The sequence below is a fragment of the uncultured Streptococcus sp. genome, assembly GCF_963516575.1.
In the GTDB taxonomy this organism is placed as follows: domain Bacteria; phylum Bacillota; class Bacilli; order Lactobacillales; family Streptococcaceae; genus Streptococcus.
In genome coordinates this window covers 1-18,137 of sequence record NZ_CAUQCP010000005.1, presented here as the reverse complement: position 1 = coordinate 18,137, position 18,137 = coordinate 1, and the positions used below count along the sequence as shown (strand labels likewise).

Genomic DNA, 18,137 nt, shown 5'->3' with positions numbered 1-18,137 from the left:
CTGTTTTGAGGTTGCAGATGGAAGCTGACGTGGTTTGAAGAGATTTTCGAAGAGTATTAAAATTCAAATTCTGCAAGAACATCCTGCCCACTGGTGACCAATTTTGCTCCTTCTTGAATCAAATGATGGCAACCGTCTGATAGTCCATCTAAAATACTTCCAGGTATAGCAAAAACATCGCGTCCTTCTTCCATTGCTCGCTCACAGGTAATAAGACTACCTGAGCGCATCTTAGCCTCTGCTACAATCACACCACGACAAAGTCCAGCAATGATGCGATTACGGGCAGGAAAATGAAATTTCAGAGGTTGTTCGCCAGGTCCATATTCACTAAGAAGCAGATGATTATTGCCGATGTAGTCTTGCAAGCGTTTATTGGCTTTAGGATAAAACACATCCAGACCTGTTCCAATCACTGCAATGGTTTTTCCTCCATTCTGAAGAGCTGCCATATGAGCTGCTGTGTCAATGCCCTTGGCTAATCCACTGACGATAACCAGTTCATTTTCCAAGCCCTGAATGACTTTTTCAACTGACTTAGCTCCCTGTTTGCTATAAGCACGACTACCCACGACCGCTACCTTAGGAAATTTCAAGATGTCAAGATTTCCCTTGTAAAATAAAAGCACAGGTGCATCATATATTTCACTTAAATCCCAAGGATAACAGTCATCTAAAATAGAGAAAGATGGAAATTTTTGAAATTCTTTCTCCAGATGCGCATCGTCTATCTGAAAATAACGTTCCATAAAAACAGCTGGATTTCTGCAACCTGATATATCTGCAATATCACCCAACAAAAGCTCCTGATCAACATTTTCACCGTATTCTAGGACTTTCAAAATCTGTTGATTGGTCAAACCTGATTTTTTTAACTTATAGATTTCATAGTTTGTGATTTTCATCAATAACTCCATTTCTTTTTCTACTCATCTATTCTATTCGTAAAAAATCAAAAAACATCCGACTATTTCAGCCAGATGTTGGAATCTTTAATTTTCGTTTTTAAGAATTTCTTCTAATTTATGGTAGTCTTGGACACTATCGATCTCATAGATACTATTACCTTCTAATTCTTCAACATAGACATCCAGTTCTTTGATATTATCCTTAACCATATTGTCCCAATAAAGATCAACAAATTCTCCACTTTCATAAGCCTTGTCTATAAAGCTGACAATCTTTTCTGCAGTTGGAGCGTCCCAGAAGGATACACCACTAAGGATACGACCAGCCTTACTATCAACAGTTATGTCTTGAACCTTATAGTCATCTCCATAGACCAAGAACCATTCGTTGGTACAATCTTCACGATAGACACTAAAATAAGTCGAACGAGTCAAATCATTGCGGAACATATTTTTAAAGAGATAATTATCGGCATCAATAACATAGCTGTTGGCCAATTCTTCTTTTACGAGATAGAGAGAGTAAAAGTTATTGTAGTCAGCGTATTTATCATTGAAGACGAGGCGAACCTCATATTTCTCTTTCAAGTAATTGAATTGTTCTTTAAGGTAACCAACAATGATGATGATGTCATTGATTCCTTTTTCTTTTAAAAACTCAATTTGGTATTCAATCAAGGGTTTTTGATTAACCTGAACCAAGGCTTTAGGGGTATTTTCAGTCATAGGACGCAAGCGAGTTCCTAAGCCCGCTGCTAAGATAATGGCTTTCACACGAATCTCCTTTATTCTTTAATAATAATATAAACTCCAGCAATGACGACAAGTGAAGTAATAATGGTCAGCATATCTAGTGCTGTTCCCAAGAAGAGAGCTGCGAACAAGACAGTCCAAACTACATAACTCACGTTCAATCCTGTAGCTTTAGCAGGTTGCAAGCGATTGATAGCGATATAATAAGCCAAATAGGAAATCATATCAAAGGCTGCAAAGACAAGCATAAGACCTAGTAATTGTCCATTGGCTACTTCTGCAAATGACTGATGAGAGAAGAGCACAATCACAAGATAGGACAAGAATGAAGTCACTTGACGGATTAAGAGGGCTTCGATTTCACTCAATTCACTTTCCATGGCAAAAGAGCTAAGGACACTCTCACTCCCCCATGCAATAGCACAAACCAAAGCACAGAGAATTCCAATGTAGAAGGAATTGACCTGTTCAACCTTATAGGTCTGAGCAATTATCCCTCCAATAATCAAGATAATCCCAAATACAGTATTTTTTGAAATCTTGTGTTTCAAAAAGAAGAAAGCCAATAAAACTGAAATCGCAGGGTAAATAGCCGATACAGATGAAGCTAAGGAACTTCCGATATACTTAACCGCATAAAGATTGGCCTGCATACCGATAGGGCCTGCTAGCAAGGCTCCGATGATAACACTAACATTGCGAATATTTAAGAAAATTGAGAGACGAACTTTTCCTTCTTTTACCAAGAGAAAAGCTAGTAAGATAAAGATACTCAAGAAATCGTGAGCAGCGGCCACCACAAAGGGCGACAAATCTGTAAAAATCGAAAAGATATAAGCACTAATCGTTAGACCTAAACCCCAGAAAATACCTGAAAGTAGACCAAAAGAAACTCCATTTTTATTTTTCATCTGAACCTCCATAATATGACAAACCTTTAACAGCTCTTTGGTAACGACTCACACCATAGTCACCAAAATCTGCACCTTGCTCTTCTTTGTAGACTGTCCATAGACTCCAAATAGCATCTTGTAAAATTTTATAAATGGCAATCTTTTCACGAGAGACAGGTGTTTGCTCACTCTCATAGTGAGACAAGAAGTCTTCTTCCTCTTGACGAGTGAATTCAGACTCTAAAAAGAGGGCAGCCAAATCCCACATTGGATCGTTCATTGATGAATATTCCCAGTCAATCAAATAAAGTCGTCCTTGAGGTGATTCGATAAAGTTTTCAGGCACCAAATCGATATGACAAGATTTTCTGTCAACACCTAAGTCAGCCAGTCTTTTCTCTAAGGAGAAGACTTCTTCTCGAACAGCTTCATAGTTGGCATAAGGGATTTTCTCTTCAATCAAGGATTCGTATTTTTTGATTTCTTCAAACGGAGCAAATTCTCCTCTTAATTCCTTGCCAGAAGCATGAATAGTTTGTAATATTGGAGCAATTTTATCAAATTTGGTCTTGATTGACGTTGAATCAAGCGTAATCGCAGATTCGATATACTCATTAACTTTGATACCAGCTTCAATATCAAAAAGATAATTTTTTACATCTAAGTCTAAATCCTTTAGTAGTTCAAGATTGTACTTTTCATCTTGACGATTGATCAGTTTTTCTGTTCCTTTACCAAAGAACTTAACAATGTATTGCTTATTTGTTGTTTTGACCAAATAGTTTTGATTGGTCATTCCCCCCAGTTGTTCAACACTGAGGACTTCCTCTTCTTGACTAAGTAGGGAAGAAATTTTCTCTTTAATGATTTTCTCCACAATTAACCTCCAGGACTTATACTTCCCACTTAAACACGGTTTTAAAGGCTGTGTTTAAATCGGTTGCAAAGACACGATGAATATCTTTAATTTCTCTTACAGGTTCTTCTAAATAAAGGATATTTTTAAGACGATTGGCAAATTTCTTGACTTCCATCATTTGAATTGCATTTTCAAAATCAATGCGGCCAGAACGAGAGGACCCAACCAAGAGCAAACCTTTTTCTAAGGCATCGCGAGTATTGAGATTGACTTTATACTCACTAACTCCCATCATAAGAATCGTTCCTTGAGGACGAATGTAGCGAATCAAGTCATTAATAGCTGGTCCAGTACCATCACCACCACAACACTCAAAAGCATGGTCAAAGGCCAAATCTTCAGGAATATTATCAGTGATATAGCATTCTTTGGCAAAAGAGAAGAGTTCCAACTTTTCCCAATGACGACCAATAACCACAATCTCTGCTTCTGGCAAAGTATAGTTGATAATATTGGCAACCACAAATGCTAAACTTCCATCTCCGATAACGGCGATTCGGTCCCGCTTGCTATGAGCAAGGGTCAATAGACGATTCATAGCGTGCATGCCGACACTGACAAACTCTGTAATGGCTGCAACCGTATCTTCGATAGCATCATAAGCCACCACACGGTCTTTAGGGAGAGAAACAAACTCTCTCATAAAGCCATCAAATCCACTAGACAAGAAATGGGTCCCTGTCATGTAGTTCTCATAAAATTCTTCATCGCTCTGCATAGGAGGCTGATTCGGAATCATGACAACTTTTTGCCCAACCTCATAGGTTCCTGTCGGATCAGAAATAACGGTTCCACATGACTCGTGAATCATTGCCATTGGAAGCTTTTTATTCAAAATCTTTGGATCACGTTTTCCCTGGTAGTAACGCTGATCCGCATGACAGACAGCCATGTAGTTGGGGCGGATGAGGATATGATTCTCTTGGTCAATAGCCTCTTCCTGGTATTTGACATTGATAAACTTAGGCTTAGTTAGTTGATAAATTTGATTAATCATTTTACTAGTCTTTCTCAATCATACTTTTTGCAATCTTCAAATCTGTTACGGTTGTAATCTTCAGATTTGAGTATTCACCTTTGGCCAAGGCCACATCTTTTCCTTTGATCACAAAGATTTTACATGCATCTGTCAAGATTTCCTTCTCTTCATCAGAAAGAGAGGCATAAAGGTCCATGAAGTCCTTGCAACGGAATGTTTGAGGTGTTTGTCCTTGATAAAGGTGAGCACGATTTGGAATATCTGTAATGAATTGACCATTGGTACTTTCAACGATAGTATCAACCGCTTCTACCACTGTGTCCACTGCGTCATGATTTTGGGCAAGTTGGATATTGTCCTGAATCATGCGAAGCGTAATAAATGGGCGAACAGAATCGTGGGTAACAACGATATCCTCTGGAGTAAGCGGACGATAAGCATCAATGGCTTCAATGATTTTCTCAATACTTGTATTGCGGTCAGCACCACCCTTTGTAATGATGATACGTTCCTTATGAAGAGGAAGATATTTATCTACAAGATCTTCTGCATGAGAAACCCAATCTCCATGAACCCCAACTACAATTTTTTCAATACTTGGTTCCAAGACAAATTTTTCAATTGTATGAATCAAAATAGGTCGATCACCTAGCTCTAAAAATTGTTTTGGCAAGTTACTGATTCCCATGCGTGTGCCAGTTCCACCGGCAAGAATTCCTGCATAAATCATCTATTTTCTCCTTTGTCTTACTAAAAAACTTATTCTCTCTATTATACCACAATCTAGTTATATCATGAAAGAAATACTGGTCCTCCCCTTCTAGAATAGAAAGGTTAAGTAATACTGTTATTAAAAACTAGATCATTTCCAGTAGTGACTAGGAATTCTGTAGTCATTACTAATAAATAGCTGTGAAATTTTAGAGTTCTTTAGAATAATATAATTTACTTAAAGAAAACTTAAAATAAAAATTGGATACTTCAAAGTGATCACTTACCTTACTGCCCTTCATTTCTTATTAGCTAATTTTATGATATAAATACGAATGGGCTAGGGACATGTCTTTAAAATAAAAAATAACCAACTGCTACAAGAGCTCCAGGACCTAAAAATGCTTTTAGATTTTGCAAAAAATGATTGTTATTGGGAGTTTCAATAGATTGATTGATCTCAGAAAGAGAGACCTTTTTGTAAGAAGACATCGGAATATTCACTTTCTAATCTTGTCATTACCTATTTTATTAATGAAGTTTTTGAAAGAAATGTTGAAAATAGTTTCCTATTTCCAATTTATTCTTATTGAATCACATTTTGAAATGATTCTTAAGGAAAGTATGATAGTTGAAATAAGCAATACCAATATGGCAAAAGCCAGCATCAGAAAACGCTGGCTTTAAAACTGTGAAAAATTTTTCTCAACTAGATTGCTTCTGTGACAAAACTACGGCTTTCAAGTACCTTAAGCATGGCGTTAGCTGTATCTAGGGCTGTAAAGAGGGGCACTCCGTGTTCAATAGCTGAACGACGAATTTGCTCACCATCTTCATCAGCAGTACGTTTGGTTCCTACTGTATTAATGATAGCTTGAATTCTTCCTTTACGAACAAAGCTTGGAATATCCTTATCGTCATCACCAATCTTACCAACAGGTTGGGCTTGCAATCCATGACTAGCAAAGAAGGCTGCTGTCCCTTCTGTCGCGAGGATTCCATAGCCAATATTTTGGAAACGACGAGCCAAGCCCAAGGCTTCTTCTTTGGCATCATCAGCAATGGTAAATACAACATTACCAAAGGTTGGCAAGTGTAAGTAAGAAGCTTCAAAAGCTTTATAGAGAGCTTTTTCCAAAGTAGTATCAGAACCCATAACTTCCCCTGTTGACTTCATTTCAGGACCAAGTAAGCTGTCTACCTTAGCTAGTTTGGTAAAGGAGAAGACAGGTGCCTTGATATGAACGCGGGTGCTTTCAGGGTAAAGTCCATCTTGGTAGCCAAGTTCTTCAAGTTTTTGACCAAGAATGAGCTTTGTCGCTACCTGAGCCATAGGAATATTGGTCACCTTAGAAAGGAATGGAACCGTACGGCTGGCACGTGGATTGACCTCAATAACGTAGACTTTTTCATCCTTGATAACAAACTGGATGTTCATCATTCCAAGGCAGTTAAGACCGATTGCTAGGCGTTTAGTATAGTCGGCGATTGTTTCTTGCACCTTTTGCGACAAGGTTTGTGGTGGGTAAACGGCCATTGAGTCACCTGAGTGAACACCAGCTCGTTCAATGTGCTCCATGATACCAGGGATGAGAACATTTTCTCCGTCTGAAATGGCATCAACTTCGCACTCTTGCCCAACGATGTAAGAGTCAACAAGGACTGGATGGTCAGGACTAGCCTTAACCGCAGTTCGCATGTAAGAACGGAGATCTTCTTCATTTTCAACGATTTCCATGGCACGTCCACCCAAGACATAAGATGGGCGGACAAGAACTGGGAAACCAATCTTGCGAGCTGCAAGAACTGCTTCTTCTTCGTTGGTAGCCGTTTGCCCTGGTGGCTGTGGAATATCCAATTCTTTTAGGGCCTGCTCAAAGAGGTCACGGTCTTCGGCACGGTCTAGGTCAGCAACCTGTGTACCAAGGATAGTCACACCTGCTTTTGCCAATGGCTCCGCAAGGTTGATGGCTGTTTGACCACCGAACTGAACGATAACACCTTTTGGTTGCTCCAAGTCAATGACATTCATAACATCTTCGAATGTCAATGGCTCAAAGTAAAGCTTATCTGATACAGAAAAGTCTGTAGAAACGGTCTCTGGGTTTGAGTTCATGATGATGGCTTCGTAACCAGCAGCCTGGATAGCCTTAACAGAGTGAACAGTTGCGTAGTCAAACTCAACCCCTTGACCGATACGGATTGGACCTGAACCTAGGACTAGTACAGATTCCTTATCAGATCTGATAGATTCATTTTCCCAACCATAGGTTGAATAGAAATATGGTGTTTCAGAGTCAAACTCTGCCGCACAAGTATCTACCATCTTATAAACTGGAACAATCTTGTTTTCCAAACGAAGTTGGCGAACGTGATCAGCGGTCGTTTCCCATAGTTCAGCAATCTTACGGTCTGAGAAACCATTGAGTTTGGCTGTTTTCAAGACTTCTAGATCTTGTGGATGAGCGCCCAATTCTTGCTCAATTTCAAAGATGTGCAAGAGTTTATCCAGATAGAAGATATCAATCTTAGTCAATTCAGCAATCTCTTCAGGTGTGTAACCACGGCGAATGGCTTCTGACACGTAGAAGAGACGGTCATCTTGGGCTTTGACAACTTTTTCAATCAAAGCATCATCAGAAACTGATGCAAGTTCAGGTATTTCATTGTGATGAACCCCAATTTCAAGGGAACGACAAGCCTTAAGGAGAGATTCCTCGATGTTACGACCGATTGCCATGACTTCTCCAGTCGCCTTCATCTGGGTACCAAGACGGCGCTCACCTTTTTCAAACTTGTCAAATGGGAAACGTGGAATCTTGGCAACCACATAGTCAAGGGCTGGTTCAAACATGGCATAGGTTGAACCTGTGACTGGGTTGATCACCTCATCCAAGGTCAAACCGACGGCAATCTTAGCAGCCAATTTGGCAATCGGATAACCTGTCGCCTTAGAAGCAAGTGCTGACGAACGTGATACACGAGGGTTTACTTCGATGACATAATACTTGAAACTGTGTGGATCAAGAGCCAGCTGAACATTACATCCACCTTCAATCTTGAGGGCACGAATAATGCTCAAGCTTGCGTCACGAAGCATTTGGTTTTCATAGTCTGACATGGTTTGGGCAGGGGCAAATACAATGGAATCCCCTGTGTGAATCCCAACTGGGTCAAAGTTTTCCATGTTACAAACAACCAAAGCATTGTCAGCTGAGTCACGCATCACTTCGTATTCGATTTCCTTGAAACCAGCAATTGAACGCTCAATCAAACATTGGGTAACAGGTGACAATTTCAAACCATTTTCAGCGATTTCACGCAATTCTTCCTCGTTGGCACACATACCACCACCAGTACCACCAAGTGTAAAGGCTGGACGAACGATAACTGGGTAGCCAATTGTTGCTGCAAAGGCAACTGCTTCTTCTACTGTATTAACAATTTCAGATTCAGGAATTGGTTGCTCAAGTTCCTCCATCAATTGTTTAAAGAGGTCACGGTCCTCCGCTTGGTCAATGGCAGATAATTTAGTTCCCAGAAGCTCCACTCCAAGCTCATCGAGAATACCATTTTTAGATAATTCCATGGCCATGTTGAGACCTGTCTGACCACCGAGTGTTGGTAGCAAGGCATCTGGACGCTCCTTACGAAGAATACGCGTTACAAACTCAAGAGTAATCGGTTCAATATAAACCTTATCAGCAATTTCCTTATCCGTCATAATGGTTGCAGGGTTTGAGTTAACCAAGACAACCTCATAACCTTCCTCTTTCAACGACAAGCAAGCCTGGGTCCCAGCGTAGTCAAACTCAGCAGCCTGACCAATAATAATCGGACCAGAACCAATCACCATAATTTTTTGAATATCAGTACGTTTAGGCATATATAAGATATTAAGGGCGTCAAGCGGACAAAGCTAAAATAGGAGTTATGACGCAGAACTATCAGTTCTAGGAATAACTATCTTTTTAGCACAGTCCGTAGCCCGTATTCAGTTCAGCAAATACGGACCACCCTTCTCCTTTCTATTCGTCGCCTCACAGAGCGACATTAAATAAGATACAAAAGACAAATAGAAAACGATTGAATTTTAGGAAACCAAGGAAGGATTGACAATCCAAATTGGTTTCTCTAAATTCCGAGCTTTCCGTCCGTGTTCAGTTACATAAATTCTTCGACAAGCTTTTACTCGTTATTAATTTGATTGTTTAAATGCTTCCATCATCTCGATAAACTCGTCAAATAGGTAGCTTGCATCGTGTGGACCAGGGGCTGCGTCTGGGTGGTATTGGACAGAGAAAGCAGGTTGGTATCTGTGACGCACACCTTCAACTGACTTGTCATTGATTTCTTCGTGGGTAATGATCAAGTGCTCTGGCAAATCCTCACGGCTAACTGCATAACCGTGGTTCTGGCTGGTAAAGTCTACTCGTCCTGTTGCAATTTCGCGTACCGCATGGTTGAATCCACGGTGTCCAAATTTCATCTTGTAGGTCTTAGCCCCGTTTGCCATAGCGAAAAGTTGGTGCCCCATACAAATACCAAAGATTGGAATTTTCCCTTGCACACCGCGAATCATGTCGAGTGCTTGTGGAACGTCTTCTGGGTTACCTGGCCCATTTGACAACATAACTCCGTCAGGATTAAGATGAAGAATTTCTTCTGCAGTTGTCGTGTATGGAACCACGGTCACATTACAGTTGCGCTTAGAAAGTTCACGTAGGATTGAGTGCTTGAGACCAAAGTCCACTAACACCACGCTCAAACCAACTCCTGGAGCTGGATAGGATGTTTTAGTAGAAACCTGCTTAATATTGTCTGTCGGTAATACCGTTGCCTGGAGCTGGTCAGTCACATGATCCATGCTGTCCCCAACATGGGTCAAGGTTGCACGCATGGTACCATGCTTACGGATAATCTTTGTAAGAGCACGTGTATCAATTCCTGAAATACCAGGAATTTTCTTGGCTTTCAAAAATTCATCCAAGGTCATTTGATTTCGCCAGTTGCTTGCTCTACGTGCTTCTTCGAAAACAACAACCCCCTTACAAGTAGGAATAATGGATTCATAGTCATCACGGTTAATTCCGTAATTTCCTACCAATGGATAGGTAAAGGTCAAGATTTGCCCATTATAAGACTGGTCTGTAATGGATTCTTGGTATCCGGTCATGCCTGTATTAAAGACGATTTCGCCTGTTACATCAATATCTGCTCCGAAGGCCTTGCCTTCAAAAACTGTTCCATCTTCTAATACTAGAAGTCTTTTTGTCATATTTTCACCTCTCGTGGACGCTCACTGGCGTCTTTTAACGTCTTGTGTTTTAGTTGGCGTTTCTACTCGCCAGTACGGATTCTAAGATTGCCATTCGAACAAAGACACCATTGGTCATTTGTTGGACAATCCGTGATTTTGGTGCTTCAACCAAGTGATCTGCGATTTCTACATCACGATTGACTGGAGCTGGGTGCATAAGGATTGCTGTTTCTTTCAAACGGTCATAACGTTCTTGAGTCAGGCCATGTTGGGCATGGTAGTCTTCTTTTGAAAATACAGCTCCACTATCATGGCGTTCATGTTGCACACGGAGAAACATCATGACATCCACCTGATCAATGATTTCATCAATGGTTACAAACTGTCCATAGTCTGCAAACTCTTGACTTCTCCATTCCTCAGGTCCAGCAAAGTAAAGTTCAGCTCCCAAGCGTTTCAAAATCTGCATATTGGATTTGGCAACGCGTGAGTGGTCCAAGTCACCTGCAATAGCAACCTTGAGCCCCTCAAAGTGACCAAATTCCTCATAAATGGTCATCAAATCAAGCAAGCTCTGGCTAGGATGTTGTCCCGAACCATCTCCACCATTGATGATGGAAGTCGTAATCGTCGGACTAGCAATCAACTCTCTGTAGTAGTCGACCTCTGGGTGGCGAATCACACAGACATCCACTCCTAAGGCAGACAGAGTCAAGATAGTATCATAAAGTGTTTCACCCTTATTGACCGAGCTGGTCTTCACATCAAAGTCAAGTCGTTCCAGCCCCAGTTTAATCTCTGCCACTTCAAAGGACTTATGCGTCCGTGTAGAATCCTCAAAGAAAAGATTGGAAACAATCGGATGGTCTTCATAAGGAAGCTGAGCTCCGTTTTTAAACTCAATTCCTCGCTTGATCAATTTCATGACTTGATCGACAGTGAGGTCTTCCATGGACACCACATGGTTCAATGCTTGTTGATTTTCTGACATGGCTACTCCTTTAGCTTTCTAAGCTTCTTCAGTAATCAGAACTCTGTCTTTGCCATCAAGTTCTGCCATCTCTACGATGATTTCTTCAGAACGACTGGTTGGGATATTTTTTCCAACGTAATCTGGACGGATTGGCAATTCTCTATGTCCACGATCGACTAGAACTGCTAAACTCACGCGCGCAGGACGACCATGACCTACAATATTATCAATAGCAGCGCGAATGGTACGACCCGTATAAAGCACATCATCCACCAAGATAACTTCACGGCCTGTCACATCAACAGAAATCAAAGAAGTATCTTCTCCACTTTTAATATCATCACGGAAAGGTTTAGTATCCAATTCCACAACAGGAACTGAAAGATTTTCTAGTTGCTCCAAGCGTTCTTGGATACGGTGGGCGATAAAGACACCACGAGTTTTAATACCAGCCAAGACGATTTTGTTCAAATCTTTGTTACGTTCGATAATCTCATAAGTAATACGAGTAATCGCTCGTTTGACGGTCAATTCGTCTACAACTTCTTTTGTCTTCATGACAAACCTCCAAAAAGAAAAGTCTCCTTAAACAAGGAGACTTGAAATGTATAGCTAAGCGAGCCCTACTACAAATAGTATAGACTTCACCCTTCTACTTTATCACGCTCCTTGCCTGCCTCACGGGACAGGTTTAAAGGAATATTTAGTTATCAAATACTATAGCACAAAGCATACTTAAAATCAAGCAAAAACTTTTGAAACCCCATCTTATAAATTACTTATAAATTGCTAAAATCATATAATTGTGGGTACTGGTCACACTCTGGATTTTTAGGATGACAGATAGCTCTTCCAAAATAAATCATGGCCTGATGAGCTGCTAACCACTGCTCAGGTGGCAAGATATCCATGACACGCTTTTCCACCTCAAGTGGTGTAGCTGATTTTTTGACGATATCGTGGTGTTTGCAAATACGCTCCACATGAGTATCCACTGCAAAGGCTGGAATCCCAAATCCTACACTCATGACAACATTGGCTGTCTTGCGACCAACACCTGCCAGACTCTCCAATTCCTCACGTGTCTGAGGGACTTGACCATCAAAATCGTCTAGTAACTGTTGGGCACATTTTTTAAGGAATTTAGCCTTATTTCGATACAATCCCAGGCGAGAAATGTGTGAAGCAATTTCACTCTCTGTCGCTACAGACATGGCTTGTGGCGTTGGAAAAGCAGCAAAGAGACCTGGTGTGGCCTTATTGACTGCTGCATCCGTTGTCTGAGCTGACAACATGACCGCAACCAAGAGTTCAAAATGATTGGTAAAATCAAGACTGGGTTTGGCATCTGGAAACAGAGCAATGATTTCTTCTAGCACCTTTCGTGCACGTTTTTTTGACAAGACCATTATTCGTCTCCATCAAATAGTCCTTGTAAGCCAGCAAAAGGACTGTTTTCTTCTTTTTTGACTGCTTGTTGAGCTTGGTATTCTTCCTCAGTCATGATTTGCCAGTCATTTCCTGACACAAAACCTTGACCAGCCTCTTCTTCAGCCGTCAAGACCTTGATGGGAATGTTTAGTAGGATATTGTCTGACACGCTCTCAGAAAGGTCAAGTTCTCCATTTTCGATAGGCAAGACCAAATCATCGTCTAAAACTTCTTGATCTAGCTGGTTAGTTGCGCCTTCCATGAAAACTTCTGTGACTTGATAAGATTCAGCCAACTTAACTGGCTCCATACTACGACTTGAAGCAAGGACAATGGTATAAGACAACTGATAATCTAAGAAATACATACGGTCTTCGTACTGTACTTTCCCAACCGCAAGGATATCTCTCACATCTAAAATTTCTTGATTACGTGCACGCAGGTCTGCGACTAGGTCTAAGGTTTGTTCAAAATGCAATCCTTCAGACTGCTTACGAATTTCTTGAATATTTAATTTCATACTTCCTCCATAAAGATTTACTCTCTTGATTATACCATGAAAAGGCTACAAATCAGCACAGCAAACTTTATAATTAAAATTCGAGTTTTTAATATATTTATCACTATATTTTTTGGTGCTATACTATAGGCAAGAATACATGATAGCAAGGAGGATGCTCATATGGAAGACAAAGAACTCATTACTAATGCTTGCCAACTCCTATCCGAGTTAAATAAAAGTTTCCAAAGCTGCAAACAGGGTAGGGCAGATGATTTCCGACTACAAGAATTACTGAATGCTACTTTACAAGAACTTAAAAAAGCTGAAAAGCTTGACAACAGTATTTTAATCGACCTTGAGAAATTTTACCAACCTACCAGTCTACTTATTGGACTGGGTAATCTAAAATTGAACGATCAAGCATGTACCGCTTGGCGCAACTACGACAAATTTCATTACGAGCATGGCAAACACCTACTAAGTCTTTATGAACCTGTTTTCGGATTTTAGAGATTAGAATTATCAGTTTTCTGTTGACAAAATATCCTGAAAGGTATAGGATAGAGGTACTAATACTCGGAGGTAAGGGAGACATGAACAACTAAGTCTATCAAATAAAGAACCTTTATTTAGTAGATCTTGTTTTTGTCTCTTTTTGTGTGCTCTTTTCATACTAGATTTTCTAGTATCTTATCCTCATTGAAAATCAAAAAACTAGAAAGCTAACCATCTGCTTCTCTTGAGTTGGATTAGGCAATTCTAAGCTAGTTTGACGAGCTTTTCAACAGGGATAATAGAGTTTTCGATAGTGACTTTGGGCTCTACTAGGTAAAGTAGAGCTTTTTGTTATGCACTATCGACATTCTAGAAAGGGCAATCATATGATAAAAATCAATCACCTGACCATCACACAAAACAAAGATTTACGAGACCTTGTCTCTGACTTAAGCATGACCATCCAAGACGGGGAAAAGGTTGCTATTATTGGTGAAGAAGGAAATGGCAAATCAACCTTACTTAAAACTTTAATGGGGGAAGCTTTGTCTGATTTCACTATCAAGGGAGACATCCAGTCTGACTATCAGTCACTGGCCTACATTCCTCAAAAGCTCCCAGAGGACCTGAAAAAGAGAAGTTTACACGACTACTTCTTTTTGGATTCTATTGATTTAGACTACAGTATCCTCTATCGTTTGGCGGAGGAGTTGCATTTTGATAGTGATCGTTTTGCTAGCAATCAAGAGATTGGGAGCCTTTCGGGTGGCGAAGCTTTGAAAATTCAGCTCATCCATGAGTTAGCCAAACCCTTTGAAATTCTATTTTTAGATGAACCTTCAAATGACCTAGACCTTGAGACGGTTGATTGGCTAAAAGGTCAGATTCAAAAGATTCGGCAAACTGTTATTTTCATTTCCCATGATGAAGACTTTCTTTCTCATACGGCAGATACTATCGTCCACTTACGACTGATCAAGCACCGTAAAGAATCGGAAACACTAGTAGAACATTTAGACTATGATCGCTATAGTGAGCAGAGAAAGGCTAATTTTGCCAAACAAAGCCAGCAAGCTGCTAACGACCAAAGAGCCTACGATAAAACCATGGAAAAACATCGGCGAGTCAAGCAAAATGTAGAAACTGCTCTTCGAGCTACTAAAGACAGTACTGCCGGTCGCCTATTGGCTAAAAAGATGAAAACTGTCCTCTCACAAGAAAAACGCTACGAAAAGGCGGCTCAGTCCATGATCCAAAAGCCACTTGAAGAGGAAGAAATCAGACTTTTCTTTTCAGAAATCCAACCATTAGCGGCTTCTAAAGTCTTAATCCAACTGGAAAAAGAAAATTTGTCCATTGGCGAGCGCGTTTTGGCTCAGGAGTTACAACTAACTATCCGTGGCCAAGAAAAAATCGGTATCATCGGCTCAAATGGTACTGGGAAATCAACTCTGTTAGCCAAGTTAGAGCAACTACTAAGCGCCAAAAGAGAGATTTCTCTTGGTGTTATGCCACAAGATTACCACAAGAAACTAGAATTGGAGCTATCTCCAGTAGAATTTCTCAGCCAAACTGGACAAAAAGAAGAACTACAGAAAATCCAATCTCACCTAGCCAGTCTCAATTTTAGTTATCCAGAGATGCAGCATCTTATTCGCTCCTTATCTGGCGGACAACAAGGTAAACTCCTGCTTTTGGATTTAGTGTTGCGCAAACCAAACTTTCTCCTTCTGGATGAGCCTACACGAAACTTTTCTCCCACTTCTCAACCTGAAATAAGAAAACTCTTTGCCACTTATCCTGGTGGTCTCATTACTGTTTCGCATGACAGGCGTTTCTTAAAAGAGGTCTGTTCGACCATCTATCGCTTGACAGATCATGGTTTGGAGATAGTTAATTTAGAAGATTTATAAACTTTGAACATAGCAAAAATCCAGAGACAACCTCTGGATTCTTTTTACATATGTTTCAAACGCTCAATCCGTTCTGAGATAGGTGGGTGGGTATAAAAGAGTTTTTGGAACCCTCCACCTTTCTTGGGATCATTGATATAAAGTGCGCTGCTGGCATCATCAACGTGGTGATGCATCGGCTCGCTATTATCCAGCTTACGTAGGGCATTAATCATTCCTTGAGGATTGCGCGTCAACTCGACACTGGAGGCATCAGCTAGGAATTCCCTCTGACGAGAAATAGCTAGTTGCACCAAGGTTGCAGCAAGAGGTGCCAGCACAATTGCAAGTAGGGAAACCACTAGCATAATGATTTCAAGACCATTTCCATCTCGGTCATCGTCACTTCGTCTGCGACCTGCTCCACCCCACCACATCATACGACCTGCCATACTAGAAAGCATGGTGATAGCACTAGCAAGGGCAACAGCAATAGTCGAAATACGGATATCGTAATTACGAATATGACTGACTTCATGTCCCATAACAGCTTCTAGTTCCTCGCGATTCATGATAGCTAGGAGGCCTGAAGTCGCAGCAACCGCCGCGTTTTGAGGGTTAGAACCTGTCGCAAAGGCATTTAAGGCTGGATCATCAATGATGAAAACACGGGGCATAGGAATCTGAGCCACCATAGCCATATCTTCCACTACATGGTAGAGGTCTGGTGCCGTTTGCTCATCCACCTCACGCGCCCCATTCATGGACATGACAATCTCAGTAGACTGAAAAATCATGGACAAGGCATAGATAAAGCCGATAATCAGTGCGATAACCAAACCACCAAGCCCAGAACGCATAAAGAGGTAACCAACCGCATAACCAACAAGAGCTAAGAGTAGGAAAAATACCAGCAATAAAATCCACGTTTTTCGTTTATTGCTTGCAATTTGATCAAACAGCATCTTAGTCACCTAAACCGCTAAAATCAACCTTAGGAACTGCCTTTTCCTCTTCTGGTGTTTGAAGGAAATCTGCTGCTTTAAATCCAAACATTCCAGCGATAATATTGCTTGGGAAAGTTTCTAATTTTACATTGTAGTTGCTGACAACACTGTTGTAGAGTTGACGAGAGTAAGAAATTTTATTTTCTGTGTTTGTCAACTCCTCTTGCAATTTAACAAAGTTGGCGCTTGCCTTCAAGTCTGGGTAACTTTCTGCAACTGCAAAAATACCTGAAACCTGACGAGTGAGGGCATCACTAGCTTTCATAGCTTCTGCTGGTGAAGTCGCTGCTGCCACTTGGTTACGCAGTTCTGCCACCTTTTTAAGGGTAGAACCTTCATATTTGGCATAACCTTTTACAGTCTCAATCAAGTTTGGCAAGAGATCATTTCGACGCTTCAATTGAACATCAATCTGACTCCAAGCCTCCTTGGTTTGCATACGATTTTTAACCAAACCGTTATAACTAACGATCACAAAAATCACAACAAGAGCGATAACTCCAAGAATAATCCAAGTCATGATATAAGTCCTTTCTACTTTTAGATTAGTACCAGTATATCAAATTTTTAATGATTGTGGTAAAATAAGATGATACTAAAGAAGGAAATAACTATGAAACCAGAAACATTTTACAACCTGCTTGCTGATCAGAATCTTCCACTATCGGACCATCAAAAAAAACAATTTGAACGCTATTTTGAGCTCTTGGTCGAGTGGAATGAAAAGATTAATTTAACAGCTATTACGGACAAGGAAGAAGTTTATCTCAAACATTTTTACGATTCGATTGCGCCTATTCTGCAAGGTTTGATTCCCAATGAAACTATCAAACTTCTGGATATTGGAGCCGGGGCAGGATTTCCTAGTCTACCAATGAAAATCCTCTATCCTCAGTTAAATGTAACTATCATTGATTCTCTCAACAAGCGCATCAACTTCCTCCAACTGTTGGCTCAAGAACTGGATTTAGACGATGTTCATTTCTACCATGGACGTGCAGAAGACTTGGCCCAAGACAAGAACTTCCGTGCTCAATATGATTTTGTAACAGCTCGTGCTGTAGCCCGTATGCAGGTTTTGTCTGAATTGACCATTCCTTACCTGCAAGTTGGCGGAAAACTATTGGCACTCAAGGCTAGCAATGCGCCTGAAGAATTGTTAGAAGCTAAGAATGCTCTCAACCTCCTCTTCAGTAAAGTCGAAGACAATCTCAGCTACGCCCTACCGAATGGAGATCCGCGTTATATCACAGTGGTGGAAAAGAAAAAAGAAACACCAAATAAATATCCACGTAAGGCTGGCATGCCCAACAAACGCCCGCTTTAAATTTTTTAGTAAAAAATGTTTACAAAATCATCCCAATGTCATTAAGTTAGTGGTCTAACTACTTTAATAGGAGGCGTGATTGAGATC

Annotated in this window: 17 protein-coding genes and 1 pseudogene; 3 read left to right on the top strand and 15 right to left on the bottom strand. The window is 40.5% G+C overall.

What is annotated here, in order from left to right; all coding sequences use genetic code 11:
- Positions 1–56: 56 nt before the first annotated feature.
- The 13 genes and pseudogenes from dprA to RWM06_RS01580 form a co-directional block, all read right to left on the bottom strand.
- Complete coding sequence (gene dprA / locus RWM06_RS01640) at positions 57–905, bottom strand: DNA-processing protein DprA (RefSeq protein ID WP_313969874.1); 849 nt, start codon at positions 903–905, stop codon at positions 57–59.
- Between the two features lie 87 nt (positions 906–992).
- Entirely contained in the window at positions 993–1,682 is a 690-nt protein-coding gene (locus tag RWM06_RS01635; RefSeq protein WP_313969873.1) for a sugar phosphate nucleotidyltransferase, read from the bottom strand.
- Between the two features lie 11 nt (positions 1,683–1,693).
- Positions 1,694–2,572: a DMT family transporter gene (locus tag RWM06_RS01630; RefSeq protein WP_313969872.1), complete on the bottom strand. Its 879-nt coding sequence runs from the start codon at positions 2,570–2,572 to the stop codon at positions 1,694–1,696.
- Positions 2,562–3,431 carry a choline kinase LicA gene (gene licA / locus RWM06_RS01625; RefSeq protein WP_049521002.1) on the bottom strand — a complete coding sequence of 290 codons (870 nt, stop codon included), beginning with the start codon at positions 3,429–3,431 and terminating at the stop codon, positions 2,562–2,564. The genes RWM06_RS01630 and licA overlap by 11 nt, the downstream gene beginning before the upstream one ends.
- 16 nt (positions 3,432–3,447) lie before the next feature.
- On the bottom strand, positions 3,448–4,470 hold the full coding sequence (locus tag RWM06_RS01620) for a ribitol-5-phosphate dehydrogenase (protein WP_000609877.1): 1,023 nt from the start codon (positions 4,468–4,470) through the stop codon (positions 3,448–3,450).
- A 4-nt stretch (positions 4,471–4,474) separates the two neighbouring features.
- Positions 4,475–5,182: a 2-C-methyl-D-erythritol 4-phosphate cytidylyltransferase gene (locus RWM06_RS01615; protein WP_313969871.1), complete on the bottom strand. Its 708-nt coding sequence runs from the start codon at positions 5,180–5,182 to the stop codon at positions 4,475–4,477.
- Positions 5,183–5,529: 347 nt separating this feature from the next.
- Positions 5,530–5,655 (bottom strand): annotated as a pseudogene (locus RWM06_RS01610) (divalent metal cation transporter); the annotation flags it as partial.
- 217 nt (positions 5,656–5,872) lie between these two features.
- Entirely contained in the window at positions 5,873–9,049 is a 3,177-nt protein-coding gene (gene carB, locus RWM06_RS01605) for a carbamoyl-phosphate synthase large subunit (RefSeq protein WP_313969870.1), read from the bottom strand.
- A gap of 312 nt (positions 9,050–9,361) precedes the next feature.
- On the bottom strand, positions 9,362–10,441 hold the full coding sequence (locus RWM06_RS01600) for a carbamoyl phosphate synthase small subunit (protein WP_050278219.1): 1,080 nt from the start codon (positions 10,439–10,441) through the stop codon (positions 9,362–9,364).
- Positions 10,442–10,490: 49 nt separating this feature from the next.
- Positions 10,491–11,414 (bottom strand): aspartate carbamoyltransferase catalytic subunit, encoded by a 924-nt coding sequence (locus RWM06_RS01595; RefSeq protein WP_004260121.1) that lies wholly within the window; start codon positions 11,412–11,414, stop codon positions 10,491–10,493.
- 18 nt (positions 11,415–11,432) lie between these two features.
- Positions 11,433–11,954 carry a bifunctional pyr operon transcriptional regulator/uracil phosphoribosyltransferase PyrR gene (gene pyrR / locus RWM06_RS01590; protein WP_296171447.1) on the bottom strand — a complete coding sequence of 174 codons (522 nt, stop codon included), beginning with the start codon at positions 11,952–11,954 and terminating at the stop codon, positions 11,433–11,435.
- 221 nt (positions 11,955–12,175) lie between these two features.
- A complete protein-coding gene (gene nth, locus RWM06_RS01585) occupies positions 12,176–12,805 on the bottom strand; it encodes an endonuclease III (protein WP_000244443.1) in 630 nt (209 codons plus the stop codon).
- Positions 12,805–13,347 carry a DUF177 domain-containing protein gene (locus RWM06_RS01580; protein WP_313969869.1) on the bottom strand — a complete coding sequence of 181 codons (543 nt, stop codon included), beginning with the start codon at positions 13,345–13,347 and terminating at the stop codon, positions 12,805–12,807. The genes nth and RWM06_RS01580 overlap by 1 nt, the downstream gene beginning before the upstream one ends.
- A gap of 162 nt (positions 13,348–13,509) precedes the next feature.
- Here RWM06_RS01580 and RWM06_RS01575 point away from each other — a divergent pair, with 162 nt between their 5' ends.
- Entirely contained in the window at positions 13,510–13,839 is a 330-nt protein-coding gene (locus tag RWM06_RS01575; protein WP_313969868.1) for a helicase BlpT, read from the top strand.
- Between the two features lie 338 nt (positions 13,840–14,177).
- Entirely contained in the window at positions 14,178–15,737 is a 1,560-nt protein-coding gene (locus RWM06_RS01570; protein WP_313969867.1) for an ATP-binding cassette domain-containing protein, read from the top strand.
- A gap of 44 nt (positions 15,738–15,781) precedes the next feature.
- Here the strand turns inward: RWM06_RS01570 and htpX are convergent, their stop codons facing one another.
- Together htpX and RWM06_RS01560 are read right to left on the bottom strand one after the other, a co-directional pair.
- Positions 15,782–16,681, bottom strand: coding sequence for a zinc metalloprotease HtpX (gene htpX, locus RWM06_RS01565; protein ID WP_313969866.1), 900 nt, complete (start codon positions 16,679–16,681; stop codon positions 15,782–15,784).
- Between the two features lies 1 nt (position 16,682).
- Entirely contained in the window at positions 16,683–17,243 is a 561-nt protein-coding gene (locus RWM06_RS01560) for a LemA family protein (protein WP_313969865.1), read from the bottom strand.
- Between the two features lie 93 nt (positions 17,244–17,336).
- Here RWM06_RS01560 and rsmG point away from each other — a divergent pair, with 93 nt between their 5' ends.
- Positions 17,337–18,050, top strand: a complete 714-nt coding sequence (gene rsmG, locus RWM06_RS01555) for a 16S rRNA (guanine(527)-N(7))-methyltransferase RsmG (protein WP_313969864.1) — start codon at positions 17,337–17,339, stop codon at positions 18,048–18,050.
- Positions 18,051–18,137: the final 87 nt, after the last annotated feature.